This is a genomic window from Streptomyces sp. NPDC002623 (assembly GCF_053592635.1).
In genome coordinates this window covers 13,209-25,350 of sequence record NZ_JBSFWB010000006.1, presented here as the reverse complement: position 1 = coordinate 25,350, position 12,142 = coordinate 13,209, and the positions used below count along the sequence as shown (strand labels likewise).

13 protein-coding genes and 1 tRNA gene are annotated in these 12,142 nt (G+C 71.1%); 2 read left to right on the top strand and 12 right to left on the bottom strand.

Features of this window, described 5'->3' with window-relative positions:
- Nucleotides 1-162: 162 nt before the first annotated feature.
- Nucleotides 163-1,116 (top strand): helix-turn-helix transcriptional regulator, encoded by a 954-nt coding sequence (locus ACWD4O_RS12480; protein ID WP_451279681.1) that lies wholly within the window; start codon nucleotides 163-165, stop codon nucleotides 1,114-1,116.
- 95 nt (nucleotides 1,117-1,211) lie between these two features.
- Here ACWD4O_RS12480 and ACWD4O_RS12475 read toward each other — a convergent pair.
- The 7 genes from ACWD4O_RS12475 to ACWD4O_RS12445 all read right to left on the bottom strand — a co-directional run bounded on the left by ACWD4O_RS12475 (nucleotide 1,212) and on the right by ACWD4O_RS12445 (nucleotide 5,700).
- Nucleotides 1,212-1,284 (bottom strand) — tRNA-Ala (locus tag ACWD4O_RS12475).
- A 118-nt stretch (nucleotides 1,285-1,402) separates the two neighbouring features.
- Nucleotides 1,403-2,077, bottom strand: a complete 675-nt coding sequence (locus tag ACWD4O_RS12470; RefSeq protein ID WP_451279680.1) for a histidine phosphatase family protein — start codon at nucleotides 2,075-2,077, stop codon at nucleotides 1,403-1,405.
- Nucleotides 2,074-2,520 (bottom strand): ribosome silencing factor, encoded by a 447-nt coding sequence (gene rsfS / locus ACWD4O_RS12465; protein WP_351915607.1) that lies wholly within the window; start codon nucleotides 2,518-2,520, stop codon nucleotides 2,074-2,076. Before rsfS ends, ACWD4O_RS12470 begins: the two co-directional genes overlap by 4 nt.
- A gap of 147 nt (nucleotides 2,521-2,667) precedes the next feature.
- Nucleotides 2,668-4,512: an LCP family protein gene (locus ACWD4O_RS12460; RefSeq protein WP_451279679.1), complete on the bottom strand. Its 1,845-nt coding sequence runs from the start codon at nucleotides 4,510-4,512 to the stop codon at nucleotides 2,668-2,670.
- 16 nt (nucleotides 4,513-4,528) lie between these two features.
- Complete coding sequence (gene nadD, locus ACWD4O_RS12455; protein ID WP_351915603.1) at nucleotides 4,529-5,155, bottom strand: nicotinate-nucleotide adenylyltransferase; 627 nt, start codon at nucleotides 5,153-5,155, stop codon at nucleotides 4,529-4,531.
- Between the two features lie 115 nt (nucleotides 5,156-5,270).
- Nucleotides 5,271-5,435, bottom strand: a complete 165-nt coding sequence (locus ACWD4O_RS12450; RefSeq protein ID WP_451279678.1) for a hypothetical protein — start codon at nucleotides 5,433-5,435, stop codon at nucleotides 5,271-5,273.
- 109 nt (nucleotides 5,436-5,544) lie between these two features.
- Entirely contained in the window at nucleotides 5,545-5,700 is a 156-nt protein-coding gene (locus tag ACWD4O_RS12445; RefSeq protein ID WP_451279677.1) for a hypothetical protein, read from the bottom strand.
- A gap of 136 nt (nucleotides 5,701-5,836) precedes the next feature.
- Here ACWD4O_RS12445 and ACWD4O_RS12440 point away from each other — a divergent pair, with 136 nt between their 5' ends.
- Nucleotides 5,837-6,967, top strand: coding sequence for a M48 family metallopeptidase (locus tag ACWD4O_RS12440; RefSeq protein ID WP_451279957.1), 1,131 nt, complete (start codon nucleotides 5,837-5,839; stop codon nucleotides 6,965-6,967).
- A 25-nt stretch (nucleotides 6,968-6,992) separates the two neighbouring features.
- Here ACWD4O_RS12440 and ACWD4O_RS12435 read toward each other — a convergent pair whose 3' ends face one another.
- The 5 genes from ACWD4O_RS12435 to proB form a co-directional block, all read right to left on the bottom strand.
- Entirely contained in the window at nucleotides 6,993-8,069 is a 1,077-nt protein-coding gene (locus tag ACWD4O_RS12435) for an SCO2583 family membrane protein (protein ID WP_451279676.1), read from the bottom strand.
- A gap of 123 nt (nucleotides 8,070-8,192) precedes the next feature.
- Entirely contained in the window at nucleotides 8,193-8,777 is a 585-nt protein-coding gene (locus ACWD4O_RS12430; RefSeq protein WP_451279675.1) for an SCO2584 family spore wall biosynthesis protein, read from the bottom strand.
- 94 nt (nucleotides 8,778-8,871) lie between these two features.
- The gene (locus ACWD4O_RS12425) at nucleotides 8,872-10,158 is read right to left on the bottom strand and encodes a glutamate-5-semialdehyde dehydrogenase (protein ID WP_451279674.1); all 1,287 of its coding nucleotides are present in this window, start codon (nucleotides 10,156-10,158) and stop codon (nucleotides 8,872-8,874) included.
- A 109-nt stretch (nucleotides 10,159-10,267) separates the two neighbouring features.
- A complete protein-coding gene (locus ACWD4O_RS12420; RefSeq protein ID WP_451279673.1) occupies nucleotides 10,268-10,864 on the bottom strand; it encodes a hypothetical protein in 597 nt (198 codons plus the stop codon).
- Between the two features lie 158 nt (nucleotides 10,865-11,022).
- Nucleotides 11,023-12,129 (bottom strand): glutamate 5-kinase, encoded by a 1,107-nt coding sequence (proB, locus tag ACWD4O_RS12415; protein WP_451279956.1) that lies wholly within the window; start codon nucleotides 12,127-12,129, stop codon nucleotides 11,023-11,025.
- Nucleotides 12,130-12,142: the final 13 nt, after the last annotated feature.

Here is a 12,142-nt window from a genome sequence, read left to right as displayed (position 1 = left end):
CTGGCAGCAGGAGTTGAAGCGGGTGGGCCGGGCGTGGGGACCGGGCTCGTCCGGGGTGTCGTCGTCATGCCGACGAGCGTGCAGGGGATCCGGTACGGGTGCCGAGAGCCCGCTGATGCTGGTACTGACAGCACCTGGCAGGGGACGGGTGAGGGATCGACCATGGGGGACGTGACGATGGGGGACGTGACGATGGACACACGAGTCGGCGAGCAGAAAAGGGCAGCGGCCGAGGCGACAGCGAGGAAAGAGCCCGGGCCGGGGGCGACGCATCGGCGTCGGCCCGAACTGGCGGCCTTCCTGCGCAGCAGGCGGGCCCGGGTGACACCGGGCGACGTCGGAATGCCGCCCGGGCTGCGGCGGCGCACTCCGGGGCTGCGGCGCGAGGAGGTCGCCCAGCTCTCGGGCGTGGGCGTCACCTGGTACACGTGGCTGGAGCAGGGTCGGCCGATCAACGCCTCCGCGCAGGTCCTGGACGCCGTGGCGCGCACGCTGCGGCTGGACCCGCCGGAACGGGAGCATCTGTACCACCTGGCGGAGGTGCCCTGCACCTCCGCGCCGGAAGCCCTGGCGCAGAGCGTGGGCCCGGAGATCCAGGACATCATCGACGCCCTGGCGCCCCGGCCGGCGGTGGTCTACAACTCGCGCTACGACATCCTCGCCGCCAACCCCGTCTACCACGACCTGTTCATCGCTCCGGCGGCCGAGCTCGCCTCCCGGGTGCCGTCCAACGCCCTGTGGCGGCTGTTCACGGTGCGGGAGGAGGACAGCCCGCTGGTGTTCCGGGACAAGGAGCTGCCTGTGATGGTGGCGAACCTGCGGGCGTCGTACGGACTGCGGGCCGGCGAGCCCGTCTGGGAGGACTTCATACGCAGGCTGTCGGAGGCGAGCCCGCTGTTCGCGCGGCTGTGGGCGTCCGGTGACGTGGCGGAGCCCGGCAGCCGTGTGAAGGTCTTCCGGCACGCGGCGGTGGGCGAACTGAGGATGACGTCCACGTCGCTGTCGATCAACGGGATGCCGGAGTGCCGGATCGTCGTCTACACGCCGAACGACGAGGAGACGGAGCGACGCACGGCCCGGCTGCGAACGGAGGCAACAAAAAATCCCGCCCCCTGAGGGACGGGATCTTCTTGACAAGATCTCAACCGATGTCAACCGACCTCAACCGATCTTTGACAACTCAACAGAGTGTCGACCGACCAGACGATCAGTGGAGCTAAGGAGAATTGAACTCCTGACCTCCTGCATGCCATGCAGGCGCTCTACCAACTGAGCTATAGCCCCTTGTGCCATGCGGCCGAAGCCGTATGGTGTTTCGCCCCGCTCGGCGGGGCGAACAAGAAGAACTTTAGCCTGCGACCTGCCGGAAAGTGAAATCCGGGTCCCGGCGGCCGCCCGGCGCTCAGTCGTCGTCGCCGAGCACCGGCTCGGGCAGGGTGCCGGCGTTGTGCTCGAGCAGCCGCCACCCTCGAGCGCCCTCGCCGAGGACGGACCAGCAGCAGTTGGAGAGGCCGCCCAGGCTCTCCCAGTTGTGGGCCTCCAGGCCGAGGAGACGGCCGATGGTGGTCCGGATGGTGCCGCCGTGGCTGACCACGACCAGCGTGCCGTCCTCGGGCAGCTTCTCGACGTGCCGCACCACGACGGGGGCGGCCCGGTCGGCCACCTCCGACTCCAGTTCGCCGCCGCCGCGGCGGACCGGCTCGCCGCGCTTCCACGCGGTGTACTCGTCGCCGTGGCGGGCGATGATCTCGTCGTGCGTCAGCCCCTGCCAGACGCCCGCGTACGTCTCGCGCAGGGCCTCGTCGTGGGTCACCTCCAGGCCGGTGAGCACGGAGAGCTCGGCGGCCGTGTTCGCGGCCCGCGACAGGTCCGAGGCGACGATCGCGTCGGGCTGGAGCGAGGCGAGCAGCCGGGCGGCGCGGCGGGCCTGGGCCACGCCGGTCTCGGTCAGCTCGACGTCCGTCGTGCCCTGGAAGCGGCGCTCCACGTTCCAGGCGGTCTGGCCGTGCCTCCAGAGGATGACGCGACGGCCACGGCCCGGCTCACGGGCGGCGGCGGTCTCCGCGGGGGTGGTCATCGCAGCTCCCCGTATCCGGCGGCGTCTTCCTCCTCGGCCTGCAGCTTGGCGTGCTCCTGGGCCTTGCCGCGGGTGGCCTTGGCGTCGGCGGGCAGCTCCAGCTCGGGGCAGTCCTTCCACAGGCGTTCCAGGGCGTAGAAGACACGCTCCTCGCTGTGCTGGACGTGGACGACGATGTCGACGTAGTCGAGCAGGATCCAGCGGGCGTCGCGGTCGCCCTCTCGGCGGACGGGCTTGGTGCCGAGCTCCTTCTGGAGGCGCTCCTCGATCTCGTCGACGATCGACTTGACCTGGCGGTCGTTGGGCGCGGAGGCCAGCAGGAAGGCGTCCGTGATCGACAGCACGTCGCTGACGTCGTAGGCGATGATGTCGTGCGCGAGCTTGTCGGCGGCCGCCTGTGCGGCGGCGGTGATGAGCTCGATGGAGCGGTCGGTGGCGGTCACTACGTGGCTTTCCCTAGGCGGACACTTGTCCTCAAGGGTCTCACGGACCGCCGACGGCACCCCACGTGATTGAGGGATCACACGCGGGGGCCGCTTCCGACCGGCCCCCGCGAGTCCTCCCCACCCCGGTCACCGGGGTCACCCGGGTCACTCGGCCGAGGTGGGCTCGTAGTCCTCGCCCAGGACGACCGCCACGTCGGCGTTCGCGGAGACGGTGCCCTTCTTCACAACGCTGGCGTCCAGGCCCAGGGTCTTGGCGACCTCGGTGGCGTTCTCCTTCTCGGCGGCGTCGGCGTAGAGCACCTGCGAGGTGGCCTTCGTGCTCGCCGGCGTGCCGGCCTCCAGGAAGGTGAAGCCGCCGTTGAGGAGCACCACGCGCGCGTCCTCGGTGCTGGCCTTGGTGCCGCTGGCGTTCTGGACGGAGACACTGACGGCCGCGTCCTTGTCGGGGCTCTTCGCGGCGCCGCCGAGGACGTCCTTGACGACGCTCGCGCTCGACTCGGCGCTGAGCGTGCCGTCGCTCTGGACGGGCAGCAGGGCGGTCTTGTAGTCGCCGCCCTTGGCCAGGTCGGCGAGCTTGGCGAGGAAGGCGCCGAGATCCTTGTCGGTCAGCGACGGGTCCAGGATCTGCGCCAGGGTCTGCACGGTGACGGTGGCGCCCTGCGCATCGGAGGACACCTTGCGCAGCACGCCCTGCATGACCTGGCCGAACCGCTGCAGCTGGGCGTTCTGGGCCTCGCCCGCGGCACGGTAGGTGGCGTAGGCGACGGCCATCTTGCCGCTGAGGGTCTGGTCCTGGCCCTTGTTGACGAGTGCGGCCGCGCCCTTCTTGGCGTCCGGGTCGGGCACGGCGGTGTCGGTGTCGACCTCGATGTTGCCGACGAGGTCGACGAGGTTCTGCAGGTACGGCGTGTCGAGCCGCCAGGTGCCCTCGATGTCGGTGCCGAGAACCGTGTCCAGCGAGTCGCGCGTCCCGGCGGAGCCGTCGTCGTCGACGGACTTGGCGAGGGTCGCCGTGGTGCCGTCGTCGTCCGTGAGGACGAGGGAGTTGGGCAGCAGGACCGTGGTGGCCTGCTTGGTCGTGGTGTTGTCCACGAGCAGCACCGTGGAGGTGCCTCCGGCGGCGGTGTCGTGCAGGTGGACGACGACCACGTCACGCTTCTGTGCGGCGGTGGCGGTCGTGGCGCCCTTGTCGGAGTCGGAGGACGAGGACGACAGGCCGGGCAGCTTCCCGGCGTACCAGAGGTAGCCCACTCCGCCGACCGCGACCAGCGCCAGGACCACGCCGAGGGCGACGATGCGGCTGCGGGCCCGGCGCTTGGCCTCCTCGCGGCGCTCGGTGCGGTTCTCGGTGAAGTTCAGCCAGTCGATGACGTCCTCGGAGTCGCCGTCGGGCTCCTCCACGAACGCGAACTGCTCGGTGTGGTACTCCCGTTGGGGCTGCCCGGAGGCGCCGGACGCGGCGCGCGCGTCGGCCGCCGCGTCACCGCCGTCGAGGCCCGCCCCGACTCCGGACCCGGCCCCGGACCCGGGCTCGACCGGACCGGCCTGCTGCGGGATGTAGGCGGTCTGCTCGGCGACGCGGGGCTGCTCGCCCCGGGGCTGCTGTCCGCCGACGGCGGTCTGCCCGTAGGGGTCGTACGGGGCCTGGGTCGCGGTGCCGTAGGGGTCGTAGCCGACGGGAGCCTGCGGGCCGGTGTCGTACGCGGGGGTGGGCGGCTGCTGACCCGTGTCGTACGGGTCATAGCCGGGCTGCTGCTGCCCGCCCGTGTCGTACGGGTCGTAGCCATACCCCTGCCGGCCCTGCCCCTGCCCCTGGTACGGCTGGTCCTGGTGCTGCTGCCCGCCCTGCTGTCCGTACGGGTCGTAGGGCTGCTGCGGCACCTGCTGGGGCGGGACCTGGACCTGCCGGTAGACGGGCTGCCCGTACTCGTCATAGCCGACGAGTTCGTACTGGTCGGCCCCGTACCCCGCGTCGTATCGGTCGTTCACCGGTACCCCTCTCGGCTCACTCGCCGCGGTACAGCTCGCGCTTGTCGATGTAGCGCACGACTCCGTCGGGCACCAGGTACCAGACGGGGTCTCCCTTGGCGACTCTCGCACGACAGTCCGTCGAGGAGATGGCGAGAGCGGGAACCTCGACGAGCGAGACACCGCCCTCGGGCAGACCGGGATCCGTGAGGTTGTGCCCGGGCCGGGTGACGCCGACGAAGTGCGAGAGGGAGAACAACTCCTCGCTGTCCCGCCAGGTCAGGATCTGCCCCAGGGCGTCGGCGCCCGTGATGAAGAAGAGGTCGGTGTCGGGGTTGAGGGCCCGCAGATCGCGCAGGGTGTCCACGGTGTACGTGGGACCGCCGCGGTCGATGTCGATACGACTGACCGAGAACTGGGGGTTCTCGGCGGTCGCGATGACCGTCATCAGGTAGCGGTCCTCGGCCGGGGAGACACTGCGGTGCGTCTTCTGCCACGGCTGACCGGTCGGGACGAACACGACCTCGTCCAGGTGGAACTGCGCGGCGACCTCACTGGCCGCCACGAGGTGTCCGTGGTGGATCGGATCGAACGTCCCGCCCATGACGCCGAGGCGGCGCTTGCCCGGGTTCCGTGGGCCGGTAGGCATGTCCTGCTCTCCCATGCGTGCAGACCCTACCGGCCGGGTCCAGGGGCCCCGGCCGGTGATTGCCCGGAGCGTCCCGCTATGCCGGACTGGCCGTCGGTGAACACGTGATGTCTGAAGCGGTCGTGATGACTCAGCGGTCGCGGTTGAAGCGGGTGGTGATCCACAGCAGAAGCAGCAGGATGAGGAAGGCGCTGCCGCCGGTGACCCACGGTTCGAGGCTCTCGTGGTTGCCACCGTGCTCTTCGCCCTCGGCGGCGAGGGTGACCAACTGGGCGGCGGCGCTGTGAAGGCTCATCTTCGGCAGTACCTATTCGGTGAGGGCGGGATAAAGACGTCGGCCCATCGTATGCGGGAGGCTCGGCGGCGATCACGCCGACTCCGCCATTGGGAACCTTCCCGCCGGCTCAGTCGTCCTTCCGCTTGTAGCCCCGCAACAGGAACCACGCGGTGAAAACACAGCCCAGAACCATCACGATCAGTACGACGCGGAGCAGATTCCCCGCCCCCTGTTGCTGGGCGGCGGCTTCGGTGAGCCAGGCGGCTGCGGGGTGGTGCTCCATGGCGCGGGACTCCTTCGGTGTAGTGCCCGTCCAAGGTAACTCCGCCTAGGCTGGGCTCTGCTTCGGGGGCGCAAAGGACCGCACAAGGTCCGTAAAGGGTCATGTAAAGGCCACAGAGACGCACATGGGGGAAGACATGTCCGACGACGGCCACGAGCAGGACGACACCGCTCACGAGAACGTGCCGAGCAGGCAGCGCAGGCGCTTCCCGGGAATCTCCTCCCGTGCGTACGAGCACCCGGCCGACCGCTCCGCCCTGGTGGCGCTGCGCAAGCTGAGCGGCTTCGACACGGTGTTCAAGGCGCTCAGCGCGCTGCTGCCCGAGCGCAGCCTCCGGCTGCTGTTCCTGTCCGACTCGGTACGGGTCTCCGACCAGCAGTTCACGCACCTCAACGACATGCTGCGGGACGCCTGTCACATCCTGGACCTGAAGAAGGTCCCGCCGATGTACGTCAACCAGGACCCGCAGCCCAACGCGATGTGCATCGGCCTGGACGAGCCGATCATCGTGGTCACCACCGGGCTCGTCGAGCTGCTCGACGAGGAGGAGATGCGCGCGGTCATCGGCCACGAGGTGGGCCATGCGCTGTCCGGGCACGCCGTGTACCGCACGATCCTGCTGTTCCTGACGAACCTGGCGATCCGGGTCGCCTGGATCCCGCTGGGCAACCTCGCGATCATGGCGATCGTGACGGCGCTGCGCGAGTGGTTCCGCAAGTCGGAGCTGTCCGCCGACCGCGCGGGTCTCCTCGTCGGCCAGGACCTGAAGGCCTCGATGCGCGGCCTGATGAAGATCGCCGGCGGCAACCACCTGCACGAGATGAACGTGGACGCGTTCCTGCAGCAGGCGGAGGAGTACGAGGCCGGCGGCGACCTGCGCGACTCGGTGCTGAAGATCCTCAACGTGCTGCCCCGTACCCATCCCTTCACCACCGTGCGCGCGGCCGAGCTGAAGAAGTGGGCCGAGTCCCGCGACCACCAGCGGATCATGGACGGGCACTACCCGCGGCGCACCGAGGACAAGGACACCTCGGTCACGGACTCCTTCCGCGAGTCGGCCACCCACTACGCGACGAGCGTCAAGAGCTCCAAGGACCCGCTGATGAAGCTGGTCAGCGACATCGCGGGCGGTGCCGGCGACCTGGGCGGCCGGGTGCGACGCGGCTTCGGCGGCTTCACGGCTTCGGCTCCGCCTCAGGACGAGTCGCCGCGGAACGGCTCCGACCCGGACGGCCCGACGGACACGCCCCCGTCCGACAAGAGCTGACCGCTTCCCCCCAGGCCGCCGGGGCTCACACCTTCGGTTGGGCGCTCGTGGCCAGGGCTCCGCACAGGGACGCCGCGCCGTCGGTCGCGTAGGGGTCCGTGCCGGCCGGGCCGCCCGCTTTCGCGGTCTCGCCGGCGAGCAGGGGGCGCAGATGGTTCGTGGAGTCCTCGGCGCAGGAGAGCGGGCCGGCCTGGACGTAGGACACGATCAGCTGGACCTGGTGGGTGCGCAGGTCCTCACGGTCGAAGCGGAAGTGCAGCTCGCGGCGGACGGTGAAGAGGGAGGCCGGGGCGTCGGCGGCGGTGCCGGTGGGCCGCAGGGCGTACACGAAGGTGTGGTCCGCGGTGACCTCGAGGGTCGAGGAGTCGGTCTCGGCGGCCTCCAGCGTGCCCTGGACGCGGATCTTGCTGTCGGCCAGCTGAGCCTGGGCGGGGTCGAAGCGGACCAGCCAGCCGGTCGGCGCGTGCCGCCCGTCGGCGGCCGGGTGGCTGAAGCTGTCGTCGAACTGGTCGAGCTGATCGGCGTCGATCAGAGCGCGCACGGGCCGCACCTGCTGGCCGGTGAGCACCTCCGGGTAGAGGGAGGAGTGCACGATGTAGTCCTTGGCCGTGGTCAGGGCGGCGACGACCTGGCTGTCGGAGAAGTGCGCGGTGCGCCGGGAGGCGGGCAGCGGAATGCCCTCGGCGCCGATGCGGAACTGCGCGGCGGGGCTGCGCGCGAACAGCGACTCGGGGTCGGCGGCCCCGGGCACCACGCCCTGCGGGGAGAGCGGGATGACGGTCATCCGCAGGGGCTCGGCGGGCCGGCGCGCGGCCGGGCTCTGGTAGGGGTTGCGCAGGCCCATGTAGACGGCCGTGCCGAAGGCGACGGCGATCAGCACGACCAGGAGCAGGGCCTGCCGGGACAGGCCCCGGCCTCGGCGCAGGGGCGGACGGGTGCGGACGGCGGGCGCATGATCGGCCATGCGCTCCTGCGCGGAGTACTCCTGGATACGGGCAGCGCGGACGAACGATTCGTCGAAGACGACGGATCGGTACTCGTCCTCTCCACCTCCGGGAGCGCCCTCGGGTGTCCCCTCCGGTGGGTCTCCAGGCCCGGCCATACTTTCAGAGTAGGTCGCACGGAGCCCAGGTAAACGCCCTGCTGTACGACAAGTTCTGACAGGTTCTCACCAGCTTCGGCCCCGCTCGCGGAGCCCTCGCACACCCCTGCGCCGCGCAGGCGTTCAGGGCGTGCGCGGGACCGCCGAGACGGGTGGCTGAGAATAGTCGGCGGAGGCGGACGGCGGCGGCACGGTCGCCTGTTCGAGGCCGGTCGTGGCGGGCGGCGGCACCTGGTCCCGGCTGCTCGAGGACGCGCCCCGGTAGACCGCGGCGAAGGCCAGCGCCACCATGCCGACGCCCATGATGAGGGCGAGGATCCAGGCCACCGGGCGATGCCAGCGGACCTGCTTGCCGTAGGTCCCTGGGGCGCCGTAGCGGCGTTCCCAGGCTTCGGGGAGGTCGCCGTCGTCCAGGTCGTCGAAGTCCGGATCATGGCCGAAATCGCCGGGTCCGTCGGGGCCGTAGGCGTCGTCGTAGCGGTCGCCTCTGGCGCGGGTTCGGCGGGCTTCGGCCTCGGAGGCCTCGGCTCTCGCTTCCGCGGCGGCAAGGAGGCGTTCGACGGCGGTCGGCTCGTGCACCACGGCCGCCTGTACGAAGGCCTCGTCGAAGACCACGGAGGCGAACTCTTCGTCCGACACCCCGCGGTCGTGATCGTCGTCGGGCTCCCAGCCGTCAGGGAACGGCATACCCCCCACGTCCTCCGGCACGAATCCAGAGTAGACCTGGGGGGTCAATTTGGGCAGACGGTAGGGAAATTCATCCGCCGGATGAGACGCCTCTCACGGCGTCGCCGAGGGGGGCTCAGCGCCGTACGTGGCCGTCGCCCGTGACGATGTACTTGGTGCTGGTCAGCTCCGGGAGGCCCATCGGGCCCCTGGCGTGCAGCTTCTGGGTGGAGATGCCGATCTCCGCGCCGAAGCCGAACTGACCGCCGTCGGTGAAGCGGGTGGAGGCGTTCACGGCCACCGTGGTGGAGTCGACCAACTGGGTGAAGCGGCGGGCGGCCTGCTGGGAGGTGGTGACGATGGCCTCGGTGTGGCCGGAGGTCCACAGCCGGATGTGCTCGACGGCCTTGTCCAGCGAGTCGACCACGGCGGCGGCGATGTCGTAGGAGAGGTACTCGGTCTCCCAGTCCTCCGGGGTCGCCTCCACGACGGTCGCGCTGGAGTCCTTGGCGTACGCCAGCACGCGCTCGTCGGCGTGCACCGTCACCCCCGCCTCGGCGAGGGCGTCCAGGGCGCGAGGCAGGAACTCGGGGGCGATGTCCTGGTGGACGAGGAGGGTCTCGGCGGCGTTGCAGACGCTGACCCGGTGCGCCTTGGAGTTGATCAGGATGTCGATCGCCATGTCGAGGTCGGCGTGGGCGTCGACGTAGACGTGGCAGTTGCCGGTGCCGGTCTCGATGACCGGGACGGTGGACTCGGTGACGACGGTCTGGATGAGGGAGGCGCCGCCGCGCGGGATGAGGACGTCGACCAGCCCGCGGGAGCGCATCAGCTCGCGCACGCTGTCGCGGCCCTCGCCGGGCACCAGCTGTACGGCGTCGGCGGGCAGTCCGGCCCCGCCGACCGCGTCACGGATCACCCGGACGAGGGCGGTGTTCGACTCGTAGGCGGAGGACGAGCCGCGCAGCAGGACCGCGTTGCCGGACTTCAGGCAGAGGGCGGCGGCGTCCACGGTGACGTTCGGTCGGGCCTCGTAGATGATGCCGACGACGCCCAGCGGGACGCGGACCTGGCGCAGGTCGATGCCGTTGGGAAGAGTGGAGCCGCGGACGACCTCGCCGACCGGGTCGGGCAGCGCGACGACGTCCCGCACGTCCGAGGCGATGGCCCGGACCCGCTCCGGGGTGAGGGTCAGCCGGTCGATCACCGATTCGGCGGTGCCGGCCTCGCGGGCCTTGGCGATGTCCTTGGCGTTGGCCTCGACGATTTCGCTCGTACGGACCTCCAGCGCGTCCGCGATGGCGAGGAGCGCGTCGTCCTTGGCGGCCCGGGGCAGCGGCGCGAGGTCGGCGGCGGCCGCCTTGGCGCGGTAGGCGGCACGGGTGACCGGGGACATGGAGTCGTACGGGGAGAGCGTGGTCATAAGGGAAGGGTAGTGCGCCGCACCGGCCCCTTCACCGCTCGTTCCACACCCCGAGACCGGCGCCTGAGACCGGCAACCCGGCAACCCGGCGACCGTCGCCCCGAGACCGTCAGTAGGGGTGAACCCCGACGGGGGTCGCCGGGGCCGGGCCGTAGCCCTCGGCGATGCGCTGGTGGTAGGTCTGGCGGTCGATGACCTCCAGGCCGACGATCTCCCAGGGCGGCAGCCCGGCCGTCTGGCGGTGCTCGCCCCACAGGCGCAGGGCGACGGCGGCCGCGTCGTGCAGGTCGCGGGCCTCCTCCCAGTACCGGATCTCGGCATGGTCGCCCGCGTATCTGCTGGTCAGGAGGAAGGGGTGGTCGTGGGCGAGCTGTTCGAGAGCGCGCCGGACCTCCTTCAGCGGGGCCTCCTCGCCGGAGACGCTGAGGGTGACGTGCCACAGCCGGGGGACGTCCACGGGCCGGCCGCCCTTCGACTCGGCGACCTCCTGGGCCCGGTATCGCTCACCGGCCGCCACACTGGTCAGGGCGCGCTCCTCGCCCGGCGCACGCGACGCCGAGCCCGCGACGCGTGACGAAGCCGAACCGGCGGCCGCACGTGAGGACGACGTCGAACCGGTCGTATGCGACGACGTCGAGCCGCTGTCACCGGTACTCTCGTCGGTACTCCCACGGGCCGCTGCCACCCCAGGGCGCACTCGTCTCACGACGGCCTCCTTTACGCAGCGCTCGTGCGGAACCCGTCCCGCGGTGGCCCGCCGGACTCCCGCAGCCGGTGTCCCTGAGACAAAGTTGAGCAGGCCGCACGGCTCCGTGGGGCGGTTTCACGGAACGTCCCCCACCGGTACGGACCGTTCGAGCGTGTTTACGGGTGCAGGATCACCAGGTCGTCCCGGTGGACGACCTCGCGCTCGTACTCCGCGCCCAGTTCCCGCGCCAGTTCCCTGGTCGACCGGCCGATCAGCTGGGGGATCTCCTTGGCGTCGAAGTTGACGAGACCGCGGGCCACCGCGTGCCCCGAGGCGTCCCGCAGCTCGACGGGGTCGCCCGCGCTGAAGTCGCCCTCGACGGCCGCGATCCCGGCCGGCAGCAGCGACTTGCGCCGCTCGACGACCGCGCGCACCGCGCCGTCGTCCAGGGTCAGCGACCCCTGCGGGGTGGACGCGTGCTGCAGCCACAGCAGCCGGTCGGCGGAGCGCTTGCCCGTGGAGTGGAAGTACGTGCCGGTGTCCCCGCCGGCGAAGGCGTCGGCCGCGTGGACGGCGCTGGTGAGGACCACAGGGATGCCGGCGGCGGCGGCGATCCGGGCGGCCTCGACCTTGGTGACCATGCCGCCGGTGCCGACGCCCGCCTTGCCGGCGCTGCCGATCTCGACGTGCCCGAGATCCTGCGGGCCGTGCACCTCGGCGATCCGCGCGGTGCCCGGCTTGCCGGGGTCGCCGTCGTAGACGCCGTCGATGTCCGACAGCAGGACGAGCAGGTCGGCGTGGACGAGATGGGCGACGAGCGCGGCGAGCCGGTCGTTGTCGCCGAACCGGATCTCGTCGGTGGCGACGGTGTCGTTCTCGTTGACGATCGGGAACGCGCCCATCGCGAGCAGTTTGTCGAGCGTGCGGGAGGCGTTGCGGTGGTGGGCGCGCCGGCTCATGTCGTCGCTGGTCAGCAGCACCTGGCCGACGCGGACGCCGTAGCGGGCGAAGGAGGCGGTGTAGCGGGCCACCAGCAGGCCCTGGCCGACGCTGGCGGCGGCCTGCTGACGGGCGAGGTCCTTGGGGCGACGGCGCAGGCCAAGCGGGGCGAGCCCCGCGGCGATGGCTCCCGAGGAGACGAGGACGATCTCCTTCTCTCCCCCGCTGCGGCTCTTGGCGAGGACGTCGACGAGCGCGTCGACCCGGTCCGCGTCGAGCCCGCCGGAGGCGGTGGTCAGCGACGAGGAGCCGACCTTGACGACGATCCTGCGGGCCTCGCCCACGGCCTGCCTTGCC